Origin of the sequence: Escherichia sp. TC-EC600-tetX4, assembly GCF_019356055.1 — a bacterium.
GTDB lineage: Bacteria > Pseudomonadota > Gammaproteobacteria > Enterobacterales > Enterobacteriaceae.
Genome location: NZ_CP079924.1, coordinates 3,116,218 through 3,142,348 on the forward strand (window position 1 = coordinate 3,116,218; position 26,131 = coordinate 3,142,348).

Here is a 26,131-nt window from a genome sequence, read left to right on the forward strand (position 1 = left end):
CCTTATCCGACCTACATTGGTGGTCCCGTAGGCCTGATAAGACGCGTCAGCGTCGCATCAGGCTTCAATTGCCGGAGAAGGCGATAATGCCTTATCCGGTCTACAGTGCAGGTGAAACTTAAACTACTACACGTCCAGCAGCAGACGCGTCGGATCTTCCAGCAACTCTTTGATCGTTACCAGGAAGCCCACGGATTCGCGACCATCGATCAGACGGTGATCGTAGGACAGCGCCAGGTACATCATCGGCAGGATCTCAACCTGACCATTCACCGCCATCGGACGATCTTTGATAGCGTGCATACCCAGAATTGCGCTCTGCGGCGGGTTGATGATCGGCGTAGACATCAGGGAACCGAACACACCACCGTTGGTGATGGTGAAGTTACCACCGGTCAGATCTTCAACGGTCAGCTTGCCGTCACGGCCTTTGACTGCCAGCTCTTTGATTTTCTTCTCGATGTCTGCCATGCCGAGGGTATCGACATCACGCAGAACCGGCGTCACCAGGCCGCGCGGCGTAGAAACCGCCATGCTGACGTCGAAATAGTTGTGGTAAACCACGTCATCGCCGTCGATAGAAGCGTTCACTTCCGGGTAACGTTTCAGGGCTTCAACCACCGCTTTCACGTAGAAGGACATAAAGCCCAGACGGATGCCGTGGCGTTTTTCAAACGCTTCACCGTACTGCTTACGCAGATCCATAATCGGCTTCATGTTGACTTCGTTGAACGTGGTCAGCATGGCGGTGGAGTTTTTCGCTTCCAGCAGACGCTCTGCCACACGCTTACGCAGGCGAGTCATCGGGACACGTTTTTCACTACGTGCAGCCAGAGCCGGTTGCGCCGCCGGAGCAGCCGCTGCCGGAGCAGACTCTTTCGCCGGGGCTTTCGCCAGATGTTTTTCCACATCTTCACGAGTCAGACGACCACCCACACCGGTGCCTTTAATGGCGCTGGCGTCGAGATTGTGTTCAGCCAGCAGGCGACGGATCGCCGGGCTTAACGCATCGTTGTTTTGCTCTTCCAGAGACGCCTGCTGGCGTTGCGCCGGAGTGGACGCTTTCTCTTCAGATTTGGCGCTGGTTTCTTTACCGGCGCTGTTGCCTTCACGCAGGCGACCAAGGATCTGACGAGACGTTACCGTTGTACCTTCATCTTCCAGAACCGCATCCAGAATGCCGTCTGCTGATGCCGGTACTTCCAGTACCACTTTGTCAGTTTCGATTTCTACCAGCACTTCATCACGTACGACTGCGTCGCCGGGTTTTTTATGCCAGGTTGCGACGGTGGCATCGGCTACGGATTCAGGCAGGTCAGGGACCAGAATATCTACGCTACTCATTGTGTATCCTTTATTTATTCGACGTTCAGCGCGTCATTAACCAGATCTTGTTGCTGTTTCTGGTGAACGGACATATACCCTACCGCCGGAGAGGCGGAGGCCGGGCGGCCTGCATAACGCAGAGAAGCCCCAAACGGAATCACTTCACGGAAATGATGCTGGCTGCAGTACCATGCGCCCTGGTTGAGCGGCTCTTCCTGGCACCAGACAAAATCCTTGACGTGAGCAAACTGCTGCAACACTTCCTGCATCGCTTTATGCGGGAACGGGTAGAGTTGCTCGATACGCACAATGGCGACATCGTGTTGATTGTTCTTACGACGCTGTTCCAGCAGGTCGTAATAAACCTTACCAGAACACATCACTACGCGCTTCACGCCCTTCGGATCAAGCTCGTCGATTTCACCGATGGCTGGCAGGAAGGTGCCGTTCGCCAGTTCTTCGAGGCTGGAAACCGCCAGCGGATGACGCAGCAGGGATTTCGGCGACATCACGACCAGCGGACGACGCATCCCGCGCAGCGCCTGACGACGCAGCATGTGGTAAACCTGTGCCGGGGTAGACGGTACGCAAACCTGCATGTTTTGCTCAGCACAAAGTTGCAGATAACGTTCCAGACGCGCGGAGGAGTGCTCCGGCCCCTGCCCTTCGTAACCGTGCGGCAGCAACATCACCAGACCACACATCCGGCCCCATTTCTGTTCGCCAGAGGAGATGAACTGGTCGATAACCACCTGCGCACCGTTGGCGAAGTCACCGAACTGCGCTTCCCAGATGGTCAGAGTGCGTGGTTCTGCGGTGGCATAACCATATTCAAACGCCAGCACTGCTTCTTCAGACAGTACGGAGTCCCAGACACGGAACGCGCCCTGCCCGTTATGGATATGTTGCAGCGGCGTGTAAGTGGAACCGTTAGACTGGTTGTGGATCACCGCGTGGCGGTGGAAGAAGGTACCGCGACCGGAGTCTTCACCCGACAGGCGAACCGGAATGCCTTCATCAACCAGCGTGGCGTAAGCGAGGTTTTCCGCACCGCCCCAGTCGAACAGTTTCTCACCGGCAGCCATCGCCTGGCGATCGCCATAAATCTTGGCAACGCGAGACTGCATTTCAACTGCTTCCGGCACCGTGCTGATGCGTTTCGCCAGCTCCTGCAGGCGCTTCATCTCAACTTTGTTCGGGTACTCTTCGTCCCATTCGTGGTTGAGGTACGGCGACCAGGTGAAAGAGTGCATGTTCATCGGACGCCACTCTGCCACTACGCAATCGCCAGCATCCAGCGCATCGCGGTACAGGTTAACCATCTCGGTGGCATCTTCCAGCGTCGCCACTTTTTCCTGCTCCAGCTTGTCAGCGTAGATTTTGCGCGGTGTCGGATGTTTTTTGATTTTCTGATACATCAGCGGCTGGGTTGCGCTCGGCTCGTCGGCTTCGTTGTGGCCGTGACGGCGGTAGCACACCAGGTCGATGAAGACATCACGTTTAAAGGTGTTACGGAAATCGAGCGCCAGACGGGTCACAAAGGCAACGGCTTCCGGATCGTCCGCGTTAACGTGGAAAATCGGGGCCTGAACCATCTTACCGATATCAGTACAGTACGGCGTAGAACGGGCATCCAGCGGATTAGAGGTGGTGAAACCAACCTGGTTGTTGATAACGATACGTACCGTACCGCCAACTTCATAACCACGCGCTTTCGACATGTTCAGGGTTTCCTGAACCACGCCCTGCCCGGTCACTGCGGCGTCACCGTGGATGGTGATTGGCAGCACTTTGTTGCTGCTCGGCTCATCAAGTCTGTCCAGACGGGCACGAACAGAACCGATAACTACCGGGCTTACAATCTCAAGGTGAGACGGGTTAAACGCCAGCGCCAGGTGCACCAGGCCGCCATCGGTCTGGAAGTCAGACGAGAAGCCCATGTGGTATTTCACGTCACCCGTGCCGAGGTGTTCTTTATGTTTACCGGCGAACTCGTCGAACAAGTCTTGCGGTTTTTTACCCAGCACGTTCACCAGCACGTTCAGACGACCACGGTGCGCCATCCCGAGAACCACTTCGCGGGTGCCGCTGTTGCCAGCGTGGCGGATCATCTCTTTAAGCATCGGGATTAACGCGTCACCGCCTTCCAGCGAGAAGCGTTTTGCGCCAGGGAATTTTGCGCCGAGGTAACGTTCAAGACCTTCAGCGGCGGTCAGTTCGCTTAAGAAGCGTTTTTTCTCTTCGCTATTGAAAGTCGCGCGACCAGACTCGATACGCTGTTGGATCCAGCGTTTTTCTTCGGTGCTGGTAATGTGCATATACTCGGCACCAATCGGGCCGCAGTAGGTTTGCTTGAGGGCTTCCAGCAGCTCGCCGAGTTTCATGGTTTCTTTGCCGCTGGCAAATGAACCGACGTTGAAGGTCTCCTGGAAGTCTGCTTCGGTCAGATCGTGGAAAGACGGATCCAGATCGGCCACTTTATCTTGCTGCCACAGTCCCAGCGGATCGAGATTCGCATGCTGGTGACCACGGAAGCGGTATGCGTTAATGAGCTGCAGGACTTTAACCTGCTTCACATTGGTGTCAGGGTCGGAGATCGTTGAAGAGTAACGTGAAGCGTCTTTCGCCAGGCGGCGGAAATATTCACGCGTTTGAGAGTGGAATTGATCCGGTTTGACTCCCGTACCAGGTAACTGCTGGAACGTCGAACGCCAGTTAGCGTCAACCGAGTCAGGATCGGTTAAGAAGTCTTCATAGAGCTGTTCTATCCAGCTCTGGTTTGCGCCAGAGAGGTAAGAAGAGTCCAACCAGGCTTTCAAAGCGCTGTTCTGCATCGTGATCCCTTAAGCATCTTTTTTATGCTTACTTCGCCGTGGATACTACCACGCACAGTGATGTGCGTGCCGGGGTTCACTTGCGAGCTCTTGTCTACGTAGTGGCTCGCGAAGGAACCTTTAAAAACTGTCTTAGTGTCAGGGGCAGTTTTTAAAGATTTCCTGCATTTCTTTGTTACGCCTGATGCGCTGCGCTTATCAGGCCTACGGGTAATGACTTGTAGGCCGGATAAGGCGTTCACGCCGCATCCGGCACTGGTTGCCTGATGCGACGCTTGCGCGTCTTATCAGGCCTACGGTTTACGCATTACGTTGCAACAACATCGACTTGATATGGCCGATGGCGCGCGTCGGGTTCAGCCCCTTCGGACATACACTGACGCAGTTCATGATGCTGTGACAGCGGAATACGCTGAATGCATCACTCAAACCGTCGAGGCGGCTGTCAGTCTCGGTATCACGGCTATCAATCAGGAAACGATATGCCGCTAACAAGCCTGCCGGGCCGATAAACTTATCGGGATTCCACCAGAAAGACGGACAAGAGGTTGAACAACATGCGCAGAGAATACATTCATACAGCCCGTCGAGTTTTTCGCGCTGCTCTGGCATCTGTAAATGCTCGCGAGCTGGCGGATTTTGTCCATTATTCAACAGGTAAGGCTTAATTTTCTCATATTGCGCATAGAATTGTCCCATGTCTACCACCAAATCGCGGATCACCGGTAAACCTGGCAGCGGGCGAATCACAATCTTCTTGCCCGGCTGGTTGAGTGCCGAAATCGGGGTAATACAGGCCAGACCATTCTTGCCGTTCATGTTCAGACCGTCGGAACCGCACACACCTTCACGGCAGGAGCGGCGGAACGACAGGCTGGGATCTTTCTCTTTTAGCTGGATAAGCGCATCCAGCAGCATCATGTCGCGACCTTCATCCGCTTCCAGGGTGTAATCCTGCATACGCGGAGCATCATCAACATCCGGGTTATAGCGATAAATTGAAAACTCGAGTCTCATTTTCCTGTCTCCGCATTAGTAAGTACGAATCTTCGGCGGGAATGCCGGGCGCAGTTTCGGTTCCATGTTGACGCTTCGGCGCGTCATGGATTCCGACTCTGGCAGATACAGGGAGTGGCACAGCCAGTTTTCATCATCACGATCCGGGAAGTCGAAGCGGCTATGCGCGCCACGGCTTTCGGTACGGAAGTTGGCAGAAACAGCCGTTGCATACGCCGTTTCCATCAGGTTATCCAGTTCCAGGCACTCAACGCGCTGGGTGTTGAACTCGCTGGAAGTGTCATCCAGACGGGCATTTTTCAGACGCTCGCGGATCACTTTCAACTGCTCAAGCCCTTTCGCCATCGCATCACCTTCACGGAAGACCGAGAAGTTATGCTGCATACATTCTTGCAGCGCTTTACGGATCGCCACCGGATCTTCACCGTTACGATTATTGTTCCAGCGGTTCAGGCGATCCAGAGACGCTTCAACATCAGACTCGCTGGCATCGCGCAGTGCGCCCTGCTCGGCGATAGACTCTTGCAGATGCAGACCTGCCGCGCGACCAAAGACCACCAGGTCCAGCAGCGAGTTGCCGCCCAGACGGTTAGCGCCGTGTACCGATACACAAGCGATTTCACCAACGGCAAACAGTCCCGGAACAACCACATCTTCGCCTTTCTCATTCACAGTCAGTGCCTGACCGGTAACTTTGGTCGGAATACCGCCCATCATGTAGTGACAGGTTGGGATAACCGGAATCGGCTCTTTCACCGGATCGACGTGAGCGAAGGTACGGGAAAGCTCCAGGATACCCGGCAGACGGGATTCGAGAACTTCTTTACCCAGGTGATCGAGTTTCAGTTTCGCGTGTGGCCCCCACGGACCATCACAGCCGCGACCTTCACGGATTTCGATCATGATGGAACGCGCAACCACGTCACGGCCCGCCAGGTCTTTGGCGTTCGGCGCATAACGCTCCATAAAACGTTCGCCATGTTTGTTCAGCAGATAACCGCCTTCACCACGGCAACCTTCGGTGACCAGTACGCCCGCACCGGCAATGCCGGTCGGGTGGAACTGCCACATTTCCATATCCTGCACCGGTACGCCGGCACGGATAGCCATGCCGACACCGTCGCCGGTGTTAATGTGGGCGTTGGTGGTGGACTGATAAATACGCCCTGCTCCGCCAGTCGCCAGCACGGTAGCGCGGGCTTTGAAATAAACCACTTCACCGGTTTCGATGCACAGTGCGGTACAACCCACCACCGCGCCATCCTGGTTTTTCACCAGATCCAGCGCATACCACTCGGAGAAAATGGTGGTGTGGTTTTTCAGGTTCTGCTGATAAAGCGTGTGCAACAGTGCGTGACCGGTACGGTCAGCTGCTGCCGCAGTGCGTGCCGCCTGCTCGCCGCCGAAGTTTTTCGACTGACCGCCAAACGGACGTTGATAGATACGACCATCATCGAGACGCGAGAACGGCAGGCCCATGTGTTCGAGTTCCAGAATCGCTTCCGGCCCGGTTTTACACATATATTCAATCGCGTCCTGGTCACCGATATAGTCCGACCCTTTCACGGTGTCGTACATATGCCATTCCCAGTTATCTTCATGGGTATTACCCAGCGCAACGGTAATGCCGCCTTGCGCAGAAACGGTATGGGAACGGGTCGGGAAGACTTTAGAGAGCAGCGCACAGGTCTGGCCGCTCTGGGAAATTTGCAGCGCCGCGCGCATACCTGCGCCACCGGCACCAATCACAACTGCATCAAATTCTCTGACTGGCAATTTCATCACACACCCCACACCACAACGAATCCATAAATCACGTAAACCACCAGTGCAACGACAATCACCAGTTGCAGCATCAGGCGCAAAGCCAGCGGTTTAACGTAGTCGGTCAACACCTGCCACATGCCGATCCAGGCATGGATCAAGATAGAAAACAGCGCCAGCAGGGTGAACACTTTGGTGAACGCAGAGGCGAAGAAACCGATCCAGACTTCATATGTCAGCTCGCCACTGGTAGCGAAAAAACCGACCATATAAATGATGTAGAGCGTCAGGACGATAGCGGTAGCGCGAACGAGGATGAAATCATGTACGCCATTGCGTCCTAATGCGGAGGCGTTGCTTACCATACGAGGACTCCTGCGAGAAGTGAAAGCACGACAGTAATAACAAAGGAGATTTTGGCGGAGCGTTTACCCGCTTCGAATGTTTCTTCCAGATAGCCAAAATCCATCATCATGTGGCGAATACCTACGACGACGTGATACGCCAGAGCGGTAAGGATGCCCCACATGATAAATTTGACGAAGAAGCTGCCCATAATCGCGGAAGCTTGCTCGAAACCTTCAGGGGAAGAGAGGCTGGTACCCAGAAGCCACAGCAGGATGCCCACTGCAACAAAGGTGATCACACCGGAAACGCGATGGAGAATGGACGCTATCGCCGTGATGGGGAACCGGATGGTCTGTAGGTCCAGATTAACAGGTCTTTGTTTTTTCACATTTCTTATCATGAATAACGCCCACATGCTGTTCTTATTATTCCCTGGGGACTACGGGCACAGAGGTTAACTTTCTGTTACCTGGAGACGTCGGGATTTCCTTCCTCCGGTCTGCTTGCGGGTCAGACAGCGTCCTTTCTATAACTGCGCGTCATGCAAAACACTGCTTCCAGATGCGAAAACGACACGTTACAACGCTGGGTGGCTCGGGATTGCAGGGTGTTCCGGAGACCTGGCGGCAGTATAGGCTGTTCACAAAATCATTACAATTAACCTACATATAGTTTGTCGGGTTTTATCCTGAACAGTGATCCAGGTCACGATAACAACATTTATTTAATTTTTAATCATCTAATTTGACAATCATTCAACAAAGTTGTTACAAACATTACCAGGAAAAGCATATAATGCGTAAAAGTTATGAAGTCGGTATTTCACCTAAGATTAACTTATGTAACAGTGTGGAAGTATTGACCAATTCATTCGGGACAGTTATTAGTGGTAGACAAGTTTAATAATTCGGATTGCTAAGTACTTGATTCGCCATTTATTCGTCATCAATGGATCCTTTACCTGCAAGCGCCCAGAGCTCTGTACCCAGGTTTTCCCCTCTTTCACAGAGCGGCGAGCCAAATAAAAAACGGGTAAAGCCAGGTTGATGTGCGAAGGCAAATTTAAGTTCCGGCAGTCTTACGCAATAAGGCGCTAAGGAGACCTTAAATGGCTGATACAAAAGCAAAACTCACCCTCAACGGGGATACAGCTGTTGAACTGGATGTGCTGAAAGGCACGCTGGGTCAAGATGTTATTGATATCCGTACTCTCGGTTCAAAAGGTGTGTTCACCTTTGACCCAGGCTTCACTTCAACCGCATCCTGCGAATCTAAAATTACTTTTATTGATGGTGATGAAGGTATTTTGCTGCACCGCGGTTTCCCGATCGATCAGCTGGCGACCGATTCTAACTACCTGGAAGTTTGTTACATCCTGCTGAATGGTGAAAAACCGACTCAGGAACAGTATGACGAATTTAAAACTACGGTGACCCGTCATACCATGATCCACGAGCAGATTACCCGTCTGTTCCATGCTTTCCGTCGCGACTCGCATCCAATGGCAGTCATGTGTGGTATTACCGGCGCGCTGGCGGCGTTCTATCACGACTCGCTGGATGTTAACAATCCTCGTCACCGTGAAATTGCCGCGTTCCGCCTGCTGTCGAAAATGCCGACCATGGCCGCGATGTGTTACAAGTATTCCATTGGTCAGCCATTTGTTTACCCGCGCAACGATCTCTCCTACGCCGGTAACTTCCTGAATATGATGTTCTCCACGCCGTGCGAACCGTATGAAGTTAATCCGATTCTGGAACGTGCTATGGACCGTATTCTGATCCTGCACGCTGACCATGAACAGAACGCCTCTACCTCCACCGTGCGTACCGCTGGCTCTTCGGGTGCGAACCCGTTTGCCTGTATCGCAGCAGGTATTGCTTCACTGTGGGGACCTGCGCACGGCGGTGCTAACGAAGCGGCGCTGAAAATGCTGGAAGAAATCAGCTCCGTTAAACACATTCCGGAATTTGTTCGTCGTGCGAAAGACAAAAATGATTCTTTCCGCCTGATGGGCTTCGGTCACCGCGTGTACAAAAATTACGACCCGCGCGCCACCGTAATGCGTGAAACCTGCCATGAAGTGCTGAAAGAGCTGGGCACGAAGGATGACCTGCTGGAAGTGGCTATGGAGCTGGAAAACATCGCGCTGAACGACCCGTACTTTATCGAGAAGAAACTGTACCCGAACGTCGATTTCTACTCTGGTATCATCCTGAAAGCGATGGGTATTCCGTCTTCCATGTTCACCGTCATTTTCGCAATGGCACGTACCGTTGGCTGGATCGCCCACTGGAGCGAAATGCACAGTGACGGTATGAAGATTGCCCGTCCGCGTCAGCTGTATACAGGATATGAAAAACGCGACTTTAAAAGCGATATCAAGCGTTAATGGTTGATTGCTAAGTTGTAAATATTTTAACCCGCCGTTCATATGGCGGGTTGATTTTTATATGCCTAAACACAAAAAATTGTAAAAATAAAATCCATTAACAGACCTATATAGATATTTAAAAAGAATAGAACAGCTCAAATTATCAGCAACCCAATACTTTCAATTAAAAACTTCATGGTAGTCGCATTTATAACCCTATGAAAATGACGTCTATCTATACCCCCCTATATTTTATTCATCATACAACAAATTCATGATACCAATAATTTAGTTTTGCATTTAATAAAACTAACAATATTTTTAAGCAAAACTAAAAACTAGCAATAATCAAATACGATATTCTGGCGTAGCTATACCCCTATTCTATATCCTTAAAGGACTCTGTTATGTTTAAAGGACAAAAAACATTGGCCGCACTGGCCGTATCTCTGCTGTTCACTGCACCTGTTTATGCTGCTGATGAAGGTTCTGGCGAAATTCACTTTAAGGGGGAGGTTATTGAAGCACCTTGTGAAATTCATCCAGAAGATATTGATAAAAACATAGATCTTGGACAAGTCACGACAACCCATATAAACCGGGAGCATCATAGCAATAAAGTGGCCGTCGACATTCGCTTGATCAACTGTGATCTGCCTGCTTCTGACAACGGTAGCGGAATGCCGGTATCCAAAGTTGGCGTAACCTTCGATAGCACGGCTAAGACAACTGGTGCTACGCCTTTGTTGAGCAACACCAGTGCAGGCGAAGCAACTGGGGTCGGTGTACGACTGATGGACAAAAATGACGGTAACATCGTATTAGGTTCAGCCGCGCCAGATCTTGACCTGGATGCAAGCTCATCAGAACAGACGCTGAACTTTTTCGCCTGGATGGAACAAATTGATAATGCAGTCGATGTCACGGCAGGTGAAGTAACCGCTAACGCAACCTACGTGCTGGATTATAAATAAGTATTATTTTGGCGGCATCATCGCCGCCTTTCATAAAATATTTATCAGGTATGGACACCGTGAATATTTATCGACTCTCTTTTGTATCCTGCCTGGTCATGGCGATGCCTTGCGCAATGGCGGTCGAATTCAATCTGAATGTTCTCGATAAATCAATGCGCGACCGCATTGATATTTCATTATTAAAGGAAAAAGGAGTCATTGCTCCCGGTGAATATTTTGTTAGCGTTGCGGTGAATAACAACAAAATCAGTAATGGGCAAAAAATTAACTGGCAAAAAAAGGGTGACAAAACCATTCCATGCATCAATGATTCACTGGTCGATAAATTTGGTTTAAAACCAGATATCCGTCAGTCCTTGCCACAGATAGATCGGTGTATTGATTTCAGTTCCCGACCTGAAATGCTCTTCAATTTCGATCAAGCCAATCAGCAACTGAATATTAGTATTCCGCAAGCCTGGCTGGCGTGGCACTCAGAAAACTGGGCTCCCCCCTCTACATGGAAAGAAGGTGTTGCCGGTGTCCTGATGGATTACAACTTGTTTGCCAGCAGCTACCGCCCACAGGACGGCAGCAGCAGCACTAACCTGAATGCCTACGGTACCGCCGGAATTAACGCCGGGGCATGGCGCTTACGCAGTGATTACCAGCTTAATAAGACCGATAGCGAAGATAACCATGACCAGTCAGGCGGAATATCGCGCACCTATCTTTTTCGTCCATTACCGCAATTAGGCTCTAAGTTAACCCTCGGCGAAACCGATTTCAGTTCCAATATTTTCGATGGTTTTTCTTATACCGGCGCGGCACTGGCGAGTGACGATCGAATGTTACCGTGGGAGCTGCGTGGCTACGCCCCACAAATTAGCGGTATTGCACAGACCAATGCCACGGTGACGATCAGTCAATCAGGCCGCGTCATTTACCAGAAAAAAGTCCCGCCAGGCCCGTTTATTATTGATGACCTCAATCAGTCTGTTCAGGGCACGCTGGATGTCAAAGTGACGGAAGAAGATGGTCGGGTGAACAATTTCCAGGTTTCGGCAGCATCGACGCCCTTCCTGACTCGCCAGGGACAGGTTCGCTATAAATTGGCCGCGGGTCAGCCACGGCCTTCCATGTCACATCAAACTGAAAATGAAACCTTTTTTAGCAATGAAGTTTCCTGGGGGATGCTCTCAAACACCTCGCTGTACGGCGGCCTGCTGATTTCTGATGATGACTACCATTCTGCCGCAATGGGTATCGGGCAAAATATGCTGTGGCTTGGCGCACTGTCCTTTGATGTCACCTGGGCCAGTAGCCATTTTGATACTCAGCAGGACGAGCGGGGCTTAAGCTACCGTTTTAATTACAGCAAACAAGTGGATGCCACCAACAGCACGATTTCGCTCGCCGCTTATCGCTTCTCAGATCGTCATTTTCACAGCTACGCCAACTATCTGGATCACAAATACAACGACAGCGATGCGCAGGACGAAAAACAGACGATCAGCTTATCCGTGGGCCAACCGATTACCCCACTAAACCTCAATCTTTACGCCAACCTGCTACATCAAACCTGGTGGAATGCAGACGCCTCCACGACCGCCAACATCACAGCAGGTTTTAATGTTGATATTGGTGACTGGAGAGATATCTCGATTTCGACGTCATTCAATACGACCCACTACGAAGATAAAGATCGCGACAACCAGATTTATCTGTCGATTTCGCTCCCCTTCGGTAACGGTGGTCGGGTTGGCTATGACATGCAAAACAGTAGCCACAGCACCATACACCGCATGTCGTGGAACGATACGCTGGATGAACGTAATAGCTGGGGCATGTCTGCCGGACTGCAATCCGATCGTCCGGACAATGGAGCCCAGGTGAGCGGTAACTATCAGCACCTGAGTTCAGCGGGTGAGTGGGATATTTCTGGTACCTATGCCGCCAGTGATTACAGTTCCGTCAGCAGCAGCTGGAGCGGTTCTTTCACCGCAACCCAATATGGTGCAGCATTTCATCGCCGCAGCTCCACCAATGAACCACGCCTGATGGTCAGCACCGATGGCGTGGCAGATATTCCGGTTCAGGGCAATCTCGACTACACCAACCATTTTGGCATTGCGGTGGTGCCGTTGATTTCCAGTTACCAGCCTTCCACCGTGGCGGTGAACATGAATGACTTACCCGACGGCGTAACAGTTGCAGAAAACGTCATCAAGGAAACATGGATTGAAGGCGCGATAGGTTACAAATCACTGGCTTCCCGTTCCGGTAAAGACGTTAACGTCATCATACGCAACGCCAGCGGTCAGTTCCCTCCCCTCGGTGCGGATATCCGCCAGGATGACAGCGGCATTAGCGTGGGTATGGTTGGCGAGGAAGGACATGCCTGGTTAAGCGGTGTCGCTGAAAATCAACTGTTTACCGTGGTCTGGGGTGAGCAAAGCTGCATTATTCATCTGCCAGAACGTCTGGAAGACACGACCAAACGCCTGATTTTACCTTGTCATTAATTAAGGAAAAGAGAATGACATTTATTAAAGGATTACCCTTAATGTTGTTAACCATCAGCTTGGGTTGCAATGCTGCGGTGCAACCCGATCGCACACGCATTGTGTTTAACGCCAATGACAAAGCCACCAGCCTGCGTATCGAAAACCAAAGTGACAAACTGCCTTATCTTGCTTATTCCTGGATAGAAAATGAAAAAGGGGAGAAAAGCGATGCTCTTCTGGTCGCTTTGCCCCCTATTCAACGTCTGGAACCGAAAGCGACATCGCAGGTGCGGGTTGTGAAACAAGCCTCAACCACACAATTACCTGGCGATCGCGAAACGCTATTTTTCTACAATATGCGCGAAATTCCTCCCGCTCCGGATAAAAGCAGCGACCATGCGATACTTCAGGTCGCTATTCAAAGTCGTATTAAATTGTTCTGGCGACCGGCTGCATTACGCAAGAAAGCAGGAGAAAAGGTCGAACTGCAGTTACAGGTCAGCCAGCAGGGCAACCAACTGACACTGAAAAATCCTACCGCGTATTATCTGACCATTGCCTATCTGGGGAGAAATGAAAAAGGCGTTCTCCCAGGCTTCAAAACCGTGATGGTTGCACCTTTTAGTACGGTCAACACAAACACCGGAAGTTATAGCGGCAGCCAGTTTTATCTCGGTTACATGGATGATTACGGCGCATTACGCATGACGACGCTCAACTGCAGCGGACAATGCCGTTTACAAGCAGTGGAGGCGAAATGAGTGCTGGCAAGGGATTGTTGCTCGTCATCTGCCTGTTATTTCTGCCGTTGAAGTCTGCAATGGCGCTGAACTGCTATTTTGGTACATCTGGTGGCGCAGTAGAAAAATCAGAAGCGATTCAACCGTTTGCTGTACCAGGCAATGCCAAACCCGGTGATAAGATCTGGGAATCTGACGATATTAAAATTCCCGTCTATTGTGACAACAATACCAACGGCAACTTTGAAAGCGAGCATGTCTACGCCTGGGTAAACCCCTATCCGGGGGTGCAGGATCGTTATTATCAACTCGGCGTGACATACAACGGTGTCGATTACGATGCCAGTCTGGGAAAAAGTCGCATCGACACTAACCAGTGTATCGACAGTAAGAACATTGATATTTATACCCCTGAGCAGATCATCGCGATGGGATGGCAGAACAAAATTTGCTCGGGCGATCCCGCTAATATTCATATGTCGCGTACCTTTCTCGCTCGCATGCGGTTATACGTCAAAATACGAGAAATGCCGCCGCATGATTATCAAAGTACGCTTAGCGACTATATCGTCGTGCAATTTGACGGTGCCGGTAGCGTTAACGAAGACCCTACTGCCCAAAACCTGAAATATCATATTACTGGTCTGGAAAACATTCGCGTGCTGGATTGCAGCGTCAATTTTTCCATTTCACCGGAAACACAGGTGATTGATTTTGGTAAATTTAATTTGCTGGATATACGTCGCCACACAATGTCGAAAACGTTCAGTATTAAAACGACCAAGAGCCAAAACGATCAATGCACCGACGGATTTAAAGTCAGTTCCTCCTTTTATACCGAAGAAACGTTGGTTGAAGAAGATAAAGCATTGTTGATTGGTAATGGTCTGAAGCTACGTTTACTGGATGAAAACGCCTCGCCTTATACCTTCAATAAATATGCTGAATACGCCGATTTCACCAGTGACATGTTGGTCTACGAAAAAACCTATACGGCTGAACTTTCGTCCATTCCAGGCACCCCCATCGAGGCTGGCCCCTTCGATACAGTGGTGCTTTTTAAGATTAACTATAACTGATTTACCATGATGCCCTTTGCCGCCGGAAAGGGCATCTCTTTCAGAAAATTGCTGATTTTCCCCTTTTCCTTGATTGCTGTTATTTTTTCCTGGCCCAGCTTTCTTTATGCTGTATCGATACACCAAAGAGAAAATAATGAGGGAGCGAAGGATGCCAGTTTTGCAGTGGGGAATGTTATGTGTGCTATCACTTCTCCTTTCTATTGGTTTCCTCGCGGTACATCTCCCGGCGGCGCTATTACTTGGGCCGATGATCGCCGGGATCATCTTTAGTATGCGCGGAATTACTCTGCAACTTCCCCGCTCTGCTTTTCTCGCCGCCCAGGCCATTCTTGGCTGCATGATTGCGCAAAACCTCACTGGTTCGATTCTCACCACCCTGGCCGTCAACTGGCCGATCGTGCTTGCAATTTTACTGGTAACGCTGCTTTCCAGCGCCATTGTGGGTTGGTTATTGGTGCGCTATAGCTCATTGCCTGGAAATACCGGTGCCTGGGGCTCCTCTCCTGGCGGCGCGGCGGCAATGGTCGCTATGGCGCAAGATTACGGCGCAGATATTCGCCTGGTGGCGTTTATGCAATATCTGCGAGTGCTGTTCGTCGCGGGGGCCGCTGTTCTGGTCACCCGCATGATGCTGGGCGATAACGCTGAAGCGGTTAACCAGCATATCGTCTGGTTCCCGCCAGTGAGCATTAATCTCCTGCTTACTATTTTGCTCGCGGTCGTTGCCGGTACAGTGGGATGCCTGCTGCGTCTTCCTTCCGGCACGATGCTCATCCCGATGCTGGCGGGCGCAGTGCTCCAGTCTGGTCAGCTCATCACCATCGAACTACCGGAATGGCTGCTGGCGATGGCGTATATGGCAATTGGCTGGCGGATTGGTCTTGGTTTCGATAAACAAATCTTACTGCGGGCACTACGCCCGCTACCGCAAATCCTGCTGTCGATTTTTGCTCTGCTGGCTATTTGTGCGGGTATGGCGTGGGGGCTGACCCGGTTTATGCACATTGATTTTATGACTGCCTACCTCGCCACCAGCCCCGGCGGGCTTGATACCGTGGCGGTCATCGCCGCAGGGAGCAATGCCGATATGGCGCTCATTATGGCGATGCAAACCCTACGCCTGTTCAGTATTTTGCTGACAGGGCCTGCCATTGCGCGGTTTATTTCAACCTATGCGCCGAAGCGGTCGGCCTAGTGCTGGCAGCCAGGGCACCAGTAAAACGGGCGAGATGACAGCGTGGTTTTCTCAATGATGCTGCCACAACGTTCGCACGGTTCGCCATCTCGATGAAAAACCTTAAAGCGAAACAGCGCCCCATGATGCTTATTCTCATCCACCTGCCCCCGCGTAGCGTAGGAAAATCGAGGAATCTCCAGTAACGCGTGTGCGAGTGCATCCAGTTGCGCCGCATTGAGATCTTTCGCTTTATGATTTCCAGTCAACCCAACCTGCCAGAGGATCTCCACCCGCAAATAATTGCCAAGCCCAGCCAGAAACGCCTGATCGAGCAGTAATCCAGCAAACTGACGGTTACGAAAGCGCGGCGACAATAATCGTTCTTTCACCACCTCCGGCGTCAGATTCGGATCCAGCACATCGGGACCAACGCGTTGTAAAAACGGATGCGTGGTCAGTTGTTCCGGGGTCAACATCTCAATATCCGAGGCGCTATAAAGCAGAATGGTTTTGTCAGCCGTTTGCAGTTTTACCCGCAATACTCGCGTGGTCTGCGGCTCTTCGCCGGTATCAACCACGCGCCAGACGCCGTAAAGCTGATTATGGCTGTAGAGCGTTAAGTCGTTGGAAAAATGAGTTAACAACGCCTTACCACGCGTTTCCACATGGGTAACGTGTTGACCGATAAGTTGTGATTGATAAGGTTTTAACTGCGGGAAGGCAAACCAGACATCAGTTAGTGGTTTGCCTTTGATCGCCGCCTCCAGGTTATCCGCTGCACGGCGGATCTCCGGGCCTTCAGGCATGGTGATATCCTTTTTTCATTCTTTATTAATCGGGGTTATGCTGCGACAACAATCCCCTTTTCGGCAAATGCAGAGCGTAGTCGGCGGGCGAACGCCAGTGCGTGCTCGCCGTCGCCATGCAGGCAGACCGTTTGCGCCGCGACCGTTGCCCATTCGCCGGTGATACTTTTGACTCTGCCGTGTTGCACCATCTCCAGCGTTTGCGCCAGCGCCTGTTCTTCGTTTTCAATCAACGCGCCTGACTGGCTTCGCGGCACCAGCGAGCCGTCAGCCTGATAACCGCGATCGGCAAACACTTCCTCGCGCGTTGTCAGACCATATTGCTTGCCTGCACGAATCAGCTCGCTTCCCGCCAGCCCGACGAGAATCAATGCTGGATCGCAAGCGTATACCGCTCTGGCGATGGCGTCTGCCAGTTGTGCTTCTTTCGCCGCCTGGTTGTACAACATGCCGTGCGGTTTGACATGACGCATTACGCCGCCTTGCGCACGGGCAATCGTTGCCAGCGCGCCAATTTGATACAGCGTCTGGGCGTAAACGGTTTCTGGCGGCAGCTGCATGGCGCTGCGACCAAAATTTTCCCTGTCGGGAAAACTCGGGTGAGCGCCAATCGCGACACCATTTTTTATTGCTTCACGCACGCAAGCCTGCATGATTTGCGCATCGCCTGCATGAAATCCACAGGCAATATTGGCAGAGGAAACCAGCGTTAATAGCTCTGCGTCGCTGGCGCAGCCTTCGCCCAGATCGGCGTTCAGGTCAATTTTCATTGTGCAGCCGCCACGCTAATTGTTCAAAATAACGTTGCTGATCTTGCCGTGCTTTTAGTGCCTCTTCCAGTGAACACTGGACAAAATGAATCGGCTGACCGAGCGGAATTTGCGCCAGATGGTACATATCAGCCTCAATGATACAGGCAATACGCGGGTAACCACCGGTGGTCTGTGCGTCGTTCATCAACACAATCGGCTGCCCGTTATGTGGCACCTGCACCACGCCCGGTAACAAACCGTGAGATAACAGTTCGCGATCGGTGGTGCGTTTTAAAATTTGCCCCTGTAAGCGATAGCCCATGCGGTTACTTTGCGAGCTAAGCTGCCAGGGCGAACGCCAGAATGCATCCTGCGAGGCGCGATCGAACTCATGATATTCCGGCCCCGGCAAGGCGCGAATGCGGTTGCCCCACAGCAGCTGTTTAACGCCCTGCGCTTCCATAGAATCACGCTTCGATTTGCCAATCGGGAGTCGGTCACCATCCTTCAGTAAACGGCCTTCCAGCCCGCCAATCCCCACTTTGAGATCGGTGCTGCATGAGCCCATTACCGGCGGAACATCAATACCACCCGCGACCGCCAGATAACTGCGCATCCCGTGCTGCGGGCGTTTAAGCGTTAAACGCTGGCCTGCTTTCATCGGCAATCGCCAGCCGGTCCAGACGGCATTATCATCCAGCCGCGCTTCGCAACCGGCACCCGTCAGAGCAAACCACCCATCAGTTTCGAACTCAACAGTTAACTGACCGAGCGTGATCTCCAGCGCGGGGGCATTGGCGTCATTACCCACCAGTAGGTTAGCAATGCGTAACGCGGGCATATCCAGTGCGCCGCAGTGGCTGATACCCGACTGGCGAAAACCGTGACGACCGCCATCCTGCACAGTGGTATACATGCCCGCACGAATAATCTTCAGCATACTCCCTCCTTCTGCGGTACAAAGCGCACGCTGTCTCCCGGACGTAATAAGATGGGTTCGTCACGCGCCGGATCAAACAGGCTGAGTGAGGTATGACCAATCAACTGCCAGCCACCCGGCGTTGCCAGCGGATAAACACCAGTCTGCGGCCCGCCGATCCCGACAGAACCTGCCGGAACGAGTAAGCGCGGTTCAGCGCGCCGTGGCGTGTGTAGTTGTTCCGGCAAACTCCCGAGATACGGGAAGCCCGGTTGAAAACCTAAAAACCAGACCACGTATTCCACGGAGGAGTGCAATTCAACAACCTGTTTTTCGCTCAACCCGCAATGCGCCGCGACCACCGCCAAATCCGGTCCGCCTGCACCACCGTAAACCACCGGAATTTCAATAAAGCGAGACTCCGGCTCCAGCGCCTCGCTCTCCTCCCACCAGCGTTGCAAACGCTCTATGGCATCCAGCGCCAGCGACTCAGGATTACGCAAAATCACCGTGATATTGTTCATGCCGGGAATGGCTTCAACCACATTCGGCATATCCACCAGACGCTGCGCCAGTCGCCAGATCCGTTTCTGGCTAGCCAGCGTCACCGGCGGTTCCAGTTCCAGCACTACCGCCGTTTCACCTATCAGATAACAACGCGCTCGTTGCACTTTCGATCCCTCTGATTATTCGTTATGCAGGATTAGGAATATCAATAAAGGTCACATCAAGATCGGTATTTTCATTCAGCCACTCGCTCAATGCGCGAATACCACCACGTTCAGTGGCATGGTGACCTGCAGCATAAAAATGCAATCCCTGCTCGCGGGCTGAATGAATGGTCTGTTCAGAAACTTCGCCAGTAATAAAAGCATCCACGCCAAAACGCGCGGCGCTATCGATAAAACTTTGCCCGCCGCCCGTGCACCAGGCGACGCGCTGGACCACCTCAGGTCCGGTATCGCCACACCATAACGGCTTACGTCCCAGACGCGCTTCAATCCAGGAAGCCAGCTCCAGTCCCGGCACAGGCATGGTCAGTTCGCCCCACGGCACCAACGGCTCAATTTCGCCCATGACCGTGATCCCCAGTAACGCCGCCAGCTGTGCGTTATTGCCCAGCTCAGGATGTGCGTCAAGCGGCAAATGCCAGCCATACAGGTTGATATCATTCGCCAGCAACGTTTTTAAACGGTTACGCTTCATTCCGCGAATGACCGGAGACTCTCCTTTCCAGAAGTAGCCATGATGCACAATGACCGCATCCGCGCCCAGACGCACTGCCTCATCGAGCAAAGCCTGGCTGGCGGTGACACCGGTAACAATTTTTTGCACCGTCTCTTTGCCTTCCACCTGCAAACCATTCGGCGCGTAATCACTAATCGCCGCGCTGTTCAGTTTTTCGTTAATCAGTTGTTCCAGTTCGGTGTTTTTCATCTTCGCGCCTTCCGTATTCTGATAGCTACACCGTTAACATAGCGTTACCTCGCCAGTTCGTCGATAGCCAATCTTTTGACATATTAAGAAACAAACCCGACGCCAAAAGACGCAAATTGTTTATATCATCACGCTTCAGCTAATGTATATTTATGCAATCAGACAGCATATTGCATAAATAATCAGATCTGTATCAAAGTTTTAACTTTAAGGAAACACAAGCACGCCGCGCAACTATTACGTGACGTTGCCGTCAATTGTGGAATTATTATGAATAAACACGCATCACAGCCGCGCGCTATTTACTATGTCGTTGCGCTGCAAATCTGGGAATATTTTAGCTTTTACGGCATGCGTGCCCTGCTGATTCTCTATCTCACCAATCAACTAAAATACAACGATACTCACGCCTACGAGTTATTTAGCGCCTACTGTTCGCTGGTGTATGTCACGCCAATCCTCGGTGGCTTTTTGGCGGATAAAGTTCTCGGCAATCGCATGGCGGTGATGCTGGGGGCGTTGTTGATGGCGATCGGTCATGTGGTGCTGGGTGCCAGTGAGATCCATCCGTCATTCCTCTATCTGTCCCTGGCGATTATCGTCTGCGGCTATGGCCTGTTTAAATCTAACGTAAGCTGTCTGCTCGGCGAGCTGTATGAGCCAACCGATCCGCGTCGTGATGGCGGTTTCTCGCTGATGTATGCGGCGGGTAACGTGGGGTCTATTATCGCACCTATCGCCTGTGGTTACGCCCAGGAAGAGTACAGCTGGGCGATGGGCTTTGGCCTGGCGGCGGTTGGCATGATCGCGGGTCTGGTCATTTTCTTATGTGGCAATCGTCATTTCACTCATACCCGCGGCGTTAACAAAAAAGTACTGCGTGCGACAAACTTTCTCCTGCCGAACTGGGGATGGCTGCTGGTTCTGCTGGTGGCAACGCCTGCACTGATTACCATACTGTTCTGGAAAGAGTGGTCGGTATACGCCTTAATTGTCGCGACTATTATTGGCCTGGGTGTACTGGCAAAAATTTATCGCAAAGCAGAAAACCAGAAACAGCGGAAGGAGCTGGGGCTGATTGTGACGCTCACCTTCTTCAGTATGTTGTTCTGGGCCTTCGCACAACAGGGCGGTAGCTCGATTAGCCTTTATATCGACCGCTTCGTTAACCGCGATATGTTTGGTTATACCGTTCCGACCGCGATGTTCCAGTCGATTAATGCCTTCGCAGTTATGCTGTGCGGTGTGTTCCTGGCGTGGGTGGTAAAAGAGAGTGTCGCGGGTAATCGTACCGTGCGCATCTGGGGGAAATTTGCTCTTGGCCTTGGCCTGATGAGCGCCGGATTCTGCATTCTGACCTTAAGCGCCCGCTGGTCCGCAATGTATGGTCACTCTTCTCTGCCACTGATGGTATTAGGCCTGGCGGTGATGGGCTTTGCGGAACTGTTTATCGACCCGGTTGCCATGTCGCAAATTACGCGCATTGAAATCCCCGGTGTGACCGGCGTATTAACCGGCATCTACATGCTGCTTTCTGGCGCGATCGCGAACTATCTGGCGGGCGTGATTGCCGATCAGACATCGCAGGCTTCGTTTGATGCTTCCGGGGCGATCAACTACTCCATCAATGCATATATTGAAGTATTTGATCAAATTACCTGGGGCGCACTGGCGTGTGTAGGACTGGTACTGATGATTTGGCTGTATCAGGCGCTGAAATTCAGAAACCGCGCGCTTGCGCTGGAGTCTTAATAGGCCAGCACCGATGCCTGATGCGACGCTTGACGCGTCTTATCAGGCCTACGTATTTCCTGCAATTTATTGAATTTGCACAAATTTGTAGGCTGGATAAGGCGTTCACGCCGCATCCGGCATCTGGGCTCGATTGCCTGACGCGTCTGTTATTTCCCCTTCCGCGCCGCCTCATACGCTGCCAACGTTTGTACTCTCGCTTCTTTGTGCTCGACTATCGGTTGCGGATAATCCAGCGTCACACCTGCTTTCTGCGCCCACTTCCACGGCTCATGCACCACTTTCCCTGGCACATCGCGCAGTTCCGGTAGCCACTGGCGGATAAACTCGCCCTCATGATCAAATTTCTCGCCCTGGGTTGTCGGGTTGAAAATACGAAAATACGGCGCTGCATCGGTTCCGGTTGAAGCGGCCCACTGCCAGCCACCGTTATTGGCTGCCAAATCACCATCAATCAGCTGCGACATGAAATATCGCTCGCCTTCGCGCCAGTCGATCAATAAATCTTTCACCAGAAAACTGGCTGTAATCATCCGTAGCCTGTTATGCATCCAGCCAGTGCTGTTAAGCTGACGCATAGCGGCATCAACAATCGGGTATCCCGTTTTGCCTTCCTGCCAGGCCTGTAAATGTGCGGGATTGCTCTGCCACTGTACACGATCCGTCCAGGCAATAAATGGACGATGTTTACACAACGAGGGGTGATACGTTATCAGGTGACGGTAAAACTCGCGCCAGATCAGCTCATTAAGCCAGACACTACCGGCCCCACCGTCCAGCGCCTGCGGCTGTTCAGCCAACAAGCGATGCAAGCACTGGCGAGGCGATAACCCGCCCGTTGCCAGGCTGGCCGACAAACGGCTGGTGCCTTCCACTGCCGGAAAATCTCGTTGTTGCTCATATTCTCCGGCACCGTTCTGGCAAAACTGGCGTAATTGCGCAATCGCCGCTTTTTCTTCCACCGGAAAATGCGCAGTATCGAAAGACTGACGAGGATAATTCAGCGTAATGGATGGCGAGGGCTCTATCGATCCGCTACTACGAACTTTTGGCGCAGCGACGCACTCCGGCATCCCTTCCCGCAGCCGTTTCAGCCAGGCATTCTTAAAAGGCGTAAAGACTTTGTACATCTCGTGATTACCGGTCATCACCGCGCCAGGCGGCAGGATCACGCTGTCATCAAATCCTTCACACACCACGTTACGCAGCGCTCTTTCAACTTCCACATCCCGCGCCCGCTCATTCACTTCATACTGATAGTTATAAAACAGGTGGGTAACGCTGTTTTCCGCGCACACCTGTTTAACTATTTCGACACTGGCGACAAAGTCATCCACTTCACGGAACAATAAAGGAATACCTTTTTCCGCAAGCGCTATTTGTAGCCCATTCAGTTGAGCATTGATAAGTTCAGCCTGACGCGGCGACATGTTATGCGTCGCCCACTGGCGTGGTGTAGCGATATACAACGCCAGCACGCGTGCAGACGAATTGCGGCAGGCGGCAGCCAGTGCGAGATTATCGTGCAGACGTAAATCCTGGCGAAACCAGACCAGATGGGTAGTCATAAAACTCCTGAATGGCGCAAGTTAATCACACGCGGCCAAAGTTCGAAATAACGCTGCCCTGAAAGCCAGGCGTCAGGATAAAGCGCCATATAGTGTTTGATACGCATCAGCGGCGCAAGAAGTGGTTGCTCGCCACGGCGATAACTGTCGATAAGCGCAGCCAGCTGCTGGCGTTCTGTGGAATCAATATGCGGGCGAAAATAACCCTGAACGTGCATCAAAACATTGGTGTGATCGCGCGGGTTGGCGGGGTGAGAAAGCAAAACAACTACGCGTTGGCGGTACTGGTTGTAATAGTCATCCAGATTTTGCCACTGGTGAATATCAGCCACGAACGGGCCAAGTTTGCGGTACTCCGGCTGAGAATGCGCCAGAAAGACGAGTTTATAGCGGCTGTGATAATCGAGAAGCGCCCCGCGCGTTAAGCCATGTTCTTTCAGTCGATGTAACTCATGAAGGGCAAAGATACGGATTAGGGTGCTGTCATCAAATCGTTGTAGATTCATTACTGCTCCTGAGCGGTTTACAGGAGTAAGTGTAGACGTTGAGAAATGATATTTGTGAAGTTAATCCTGTTGTAGCAGGACAAATTTACGAAAGCCTGCTCCCCGCAAGGACTGACGTCAGGTAGTTTCTAACCATAGCTGCCCTTTCTATTCAAACGTGAAATCAATAAGCTCATCAGGGACATCGCAAACAATATGAAGACGGGTTTCTTCTCTGCCGTGACTCTTTTCACTAATTGCGTAACTGTCATGCTTGGGATTATTTAATTCTTTCAGCGGAAATTTTTCCTCGAAGGCTTTATTTAGCCGCCCCTGGTTTCCTTTTACAGCGAATAAATAATCACCTCCCTGTTTTTGTATCTTCTCTGCAATATCTTTCTGGCAACCCATCGCATCGGTTTTGATGATTTTTCCTTTAATATCCAGCATGTTAAGAAGTTCAGGGATAGCTGTGATCTCATTGGATTTCTTATCCGTCTTGATCTGTCCGATGACCAGACTGTGCATTGTTGAGAACGCACTAATGACATGAATCGCTCCCTTACGGCGACTCTTGTCATAAGAATGCCGGTGTATTTTTCCATCAATTGCGATGACGTCTTTATCATCTGAAGAATGGTAGTCAAGCATCCAGTTAATAAAGCTCTCATGAAATTTCGCAGGACAGATACAGGATACAACTCTGGCAATGGTATCGTGAACAGGAATACCATTTTCAAAATCACCATATTGCTTCAAAAAATCGGGATGTGTTTCCCCAAAATCCTCTATATCTTCCCAGCCTTCTGCACCAGAAATAACGGCACAAATAGTCAACAGTAGAATATCCGATAATTTATGTTCCACTTTCCAGGCTTGTCTGTAATCGGGGATAATAGAAATATGTTCCATCAATTTTTTAAGTTCCATTTTGTTCTCCTTAATTATGTAAGAAGTATTTGATCATGTATAAGCAATAAAAAACAGCTTCAGGTAATAAGGAATATCTCAATTTTTAAACATAAAATGCGAATTATTTAGTACAAAAAGCAGGGAAAGATTACGAAAGCCCGCTCCCCGCAAGGACTGACGCGAGATAGTTTCTATCCATGGCTGCTTTTCGCATCTTACGTCTTAACCCTGCCTTGAATACCTTATCATTCGTTAAAATATTAATAGCGATGTGCCGTATCCCTGAAAATAATTCTGCGGCGTTTCCTCTTCTTATTTTGCAGTCGTCTTCATTCATTACCACGTCCAGACGCCAGTGCAGCTTATTCTCCACGTGCCAGTGGTTTCGGATTGCTGTGGCGAACTTTTCTGCGGTTAAATCAGCAGAACTGATATAATATCTGACCGTCATTTCTGGCTCTTTCTTTTGTTCTGCTATTATTGACCGAAAGGAGACTGCCACGCATAATTTCTTCAGTCCTTTCCATTCAAACGTGAAATCAATAAGTTCATCAGGGACATCGCAAACAATATGAAGACGGATTTCTTCTCTGCCGTGACTCTTTTCACTCATTGCGTAACTGTCATGCTCTGGATTATTTAATTCTTTCAGCGGAAATTTTTCCTCAAAGGCTTTATTAAGCCGCCCCTGGTTTCCTTTTACAGCGAATAAATAATCACCTCCCTGTTTTTGTATCTTCTCTGCAATATCTTTCTGGCAACCCATCGCATCAGTTGTGATGATTTTTCCTTTAATATCCAGCATGTTAAGAAGTTCAGGGATAGCTGTGATCTCATTGGATTTCTTATCCGTCTTGATCTGCCCGATGACCAGACTGTGCATTGTTGAGAACGCACTAATGACATGAATCGCTCCCCTGCGGCGACTCTTGTCATAAGAGTGCCGGAGCGTTTTTCCATCAATTGCAATGACGTCTTTATCATTTGATGAATGGCAATCACGCATCCAGTTAATAAAGCACTCGTGAAATTTTGCAGGACTGATACAGGATACAACTCTGGCAATAGTATCGTGAACAGGAATACCATTTTCAAAATCACCATATTGCTTCAAGAAATCGAGATGTGTTTCCCCGAAATCCTCTATATCTTCCCAACTTTCTGCACCAGAAATAACGGCAAAAATAGTCAATAGTAGGATGCCTGACAATTTATGCTCTACTTTCCAGGCTTATCTGTAATCGGGAATAATAGAAATATGTTCCATCAATTTTTTAAGTTCCATTTGTTCACCTTATTTATGTAAGGAGTATTTGATCATGTATAAGCTATGAAAAACAGCTTTAGGTAATAAGGAATATCTCAATTTTTAAAC

General features: G+C 50.9%; 21 protein-coding genes and 3 pseudogenes. 8 read left to right on the forward strand and 16 right to left on the reverse strand.

Going from position 1 to position 26,131, the window contains the following annotated elements; genetic code table 11:
- Positions 1-126: 126 nt before the first annotated feature.
- The 7 genes and pseudogenes from odhB to sdhC all read right to left on the reverse strand — a co-directional run bounded on the left by odhB (position 127) and on the right by sdhC (position 7,704).
- Complete coding sequence (odhB, locus tag KXD89_RS15175) at positions 127-1,344, reverse strand: 2-oxoglutarate dehydrogenase complex dihydrolipoyllysine-residue succinyltransferase (protein WP_000099823.1); 1,218 nt, start codon at positions 1,342-1,344, stop codon at positions 127-129.
- A gap of 14 nt (positions 1,345-1,358) precedes the next feature.
- Positions 1,359-4,160, reverse strand: coding sequence for a 2-oxoglutarate dehydrogenase E1 component (gene sucA, locus KXD89_RS15180; RefSeq protein WP_001181473.1), 2,802 nt, complete (start codon positions 4,158-4,160; stop codon positions 1,359-1,361).
- A 178-nt stretch (positions 4,161-4,338) separates the two neighbouring features.
- Positions 4,339-4,432 (reverse strand): annotated as a pseudogene (locus tag KXD89_RS22580) (hypothetical protein); the annotation flags it as partial.
- A 28-nt stretch (positions 4,433-4,460) separates the two neighbouring features.
- A complete protein-coding gene (gene sdhB, locus KXD89_RS15185) occupies positions 4,461-5,177 on the reverse strand; it encodes a succinate dehydrogenase iron-sulfur subunit SdhB (RefSeq protein WP_001235254.1) in 717 nt (238 codons plus the stop codon).
- A gap of 15 nt (positions 5,178-5,192) precedes the next feature.
- A complete protein-coding gene (gene sdhA, locus KXD89_RS15190) occupies positions 5,193-6,959 on the reverse strand; it encodes a succinate dehydrogenase flavoprotein subunit (protein WP_000775540.1) in 1,767 nt (588 codons plus the stop codon).
- Entirely contained in the window at positions 6,959-7,306 is a 348-nt protein-coding gene (sdhD, locus tag KXD89_RS15195) for a succinate dehydrogenase membrane anchor subunit (protein ID WP_000254365.1), read from the reverse strand. The genes sdhA and sdhD overlap by 1 nt, the downstream gene beginning before the upstream one ends.
- Positions 7,300-7,704: a succinate dehydrogenase cytochrome b556 subunit gene (sdhC, locus tag KXD89_RS15200; protein WP_000263347.1), complete on the reverse strand. Its 405-nt coding sequence runs from the start codon at positions 7,702-7,704 to the stop codon at positions 7,300-7,302. The genes sdhD and sdhC overlap by 7 nt, the downstream gene beginning before the upstream one ends.
- Before the next feature lie 380 nt (positions 7,705-8,084).
- Here sdhC and KXD89_RS15205 point away from each other — a divergent pair, with 380 nt between their 5' ends.
- From KXD89_RS15205 to KXD89_RS15235, 7 genes are all read left to right on the forward strand, one after another.
- Positions 8,085-8,192 carry a hypothetical protein gene (locus KXD89_RS15205; RefSeq protein ID WP_001305582.1) on the forward strand — a complete coding sequence of 36 codons (108 nt, stop codon included), beginning with the start codon at positions 8,085-8,087 and terminating at the stop codon, positions 8,190-8,192.
- Between the two features lie 205 nt (positions 8,193-8,397).
- Positions 8,398-9,681 (forward strand): citrate synthase, encoded by a 1,284-nt coding sequence (gene gltA, locus KXD89_RS15210; RefSeq protein WP_000785834.1) that lies wholly within the window; start codon positions 8,398-8,400, stop codon positions 9,679-9,681.
- Positions 9,682-10,070: 389 nt separating this feature from the next.
- A complete protein-coding gene (locus KXD89_RS15215) occupies positions 10,071-10,637 on the forward strand; it encodes a fimbrial protein (protein ID WP_000472412.1) in 567 nt (188 codons plus the stop codon).
- A 50-nt stretch (positions 10,638-10,687) separates the two neighbouring features.
- The gene (locus tag KXD89_RS15220; RefSeq protein ID WP_001310647.1) at positions 10,688-13,144 is read left to right on the forward strand and encodes a fimbria/pilus outer membrane usher protein; all 2,457 of its coding nucleotides are present in this window, start codon (positions 10,688-10,690) and stop codon (positions 13,142-13,144) included.
- A gap of 14 nt (positions 13,145-13,158) precedes the next feature.
- Positions 13,159-13,887: a molecular chaperone gene (locus KXD89_RS15225; protein ID WP_000142799.1), complete on the forward strand. Its 729-nt coding sequence runs from the start codon at positions 13,159-13,161 to the stop codon at positions 13,885-13,887.
- Positions 13,884-14,945: a fimbrial protein gene (locus KXD89_RS15230; RefSeq protein ID WP_001272410.1), complete on the forward strand. Its 1,062-nt coding sequence runs from the start codon at positions 13,884-13,886 to the stop codon at positions 14,943-14,945. The genes KXD89_RS15225 and KXD89_RS15230 overlap by 4 nt, the downstream gene beginning before the upstream one ends.
- A gap of 151 nt (positions 14,946-15,096) precedes the next feature.
- Entirely contained in the window at positions 15,097-16,143 is a 1,047-nt protein-coding gene (locus KXD89_RS15235) for an AbrB family transcriptional regulator (protein ID WP_001336221.1), read from the forward strand.
- Here the strand turns inward: KXD89_RS15235 and nei are convergent.
- From nei to ybgI, 5 genes are read right to left on the reverse strand one after another with little or no spacing between them, the layout of a single operon-like run.
- On the reverse strand, positions 16,140-16,931 hold the full coding sequence (gene nei, locus KXD89_RS15240; protein ID WP_001113989.1) for an endonuclease VIII: 792 nt from the start codon (positions 16,929-16,931) through the stop codon (positions 16,140-16,142). The genes KXD89_RS15235 and nei overlap by 4 nt on opposite strands.
- Positions 16,932-16,966: 35 nt before the next feature.
- Positions 16,967-17,701: a 5-oxoprolinase subunit PxpA gene (gene pxpA / locus KXD89_RS15245; RefSeq protein WP_000687112.1), complete on the reverse strand. Its 735-nt coding sequence runs from the start codon at positions 17,699-17,701 to the stop codon at positions 16,967-16,969.
- Positions 17,691-18,623 (reverse strand): 5-oxoprolinase subunit PxpC, encoded by a 933-nt coding sequence (gene pxpC, locus KXD89_RS15250; protein WP_000912724.1) that lies wholly within the window; start codon positions 18,621-18,623, stop codon positions 17,691-17,693. Before pxpC ends, pxpA begins: the two co-directional genes overlap by 11 nt.
- A complete protein-coding gene (gene pxpB / locus KXD89_RS15255; protein ID WP_001188343.1) occupies positions 18,617-19,273 on the reverse strand; it encodes a 5-oxoprolinase subunit PxpB in 657 nt (218 codons plus the stop codon). The genes pxpC and pxpB overlap by 7 nt, the downstream gene beginning before the upstream one ends.
- Before the next feature lie 22 nt (positions 19,274-19,295).
- Positions 19,296-20,039: a radiation resistance protein YbgI gene (ybgI, locus tag KXD89_RS15260; RefSeq protein ID WP_000798871.1), complete on the reverse strand. Its 744-nt coding sequence runs from the start codon at positions 20,037-20,039 to the stop codon at positions 19,296-19,298.
- Between the two features lie 270 nt (positions 20,040-20,309).
- Between ybgI and dtpD the strand changes: the two genes are divergently transcribed.
- A complete protein-coding gene (dtpD, locus tag KXD89_RS15265; RefSeq protein WP_001032689.1) occupies positions 20,310-21,791 on the forward strand; it encodes a dipeptide permease DtpD in 1,482 nt (493 codons plus the stop codon).
- Positions 21,792-21,940: 149 nt separating this feature from the next.
- Here dtpD and phrB read toward each other — a convergent pair whose 3' ends face one another.
- From phrB to KXD89_RS15285, 4 genes and pseudogenes are all read right to left on the reverse strand, one after another.
- The gene (phrB, locus tag KXD89_RS15270) at positions 21,941-23,359 is read right to left on the reverse strand and encodes a deoxyribodipyrimidine photo-lyase (protein ID WP_000207142.1); all 1,419 of its coding nucleotides are present in this window, start codon (positions 23,357-23,359) and stop codon (positions 21,941-21,943) included.
- Positions 23,356-23,865, reverse strand: coding sequence for a YbgA family protein (locus tag KXD89_RS15275; protein WP_001053305.1), 510 nt, complete (start codon positions 23,863-23,865; stop codon positions 23,356-23,358). The genes phrB and KXD89_RS15275 overlap by 4 nt, the downstream gene beginning before the upstream one ends.
- A gap of 150 nt (positions 23,866-24,015) precedes the next feature.
- Positions 24,016-24,774, reverse strand: a pseudogene (locus tag KXD89_RS15280) (ISAs1 family transposase); the annotation flags it as partial.
- A gap of 130 nt (positions 24,775-24,904) precedes the next feature.
- Positions 24,905-26,041, reverse strand: a pseudogene (locus tag KXD89_RS15285) (ISAs1 family transposase).
- Between the last annotated feature and the right edge of the window lie 90 nt (positions 26,042-26,131).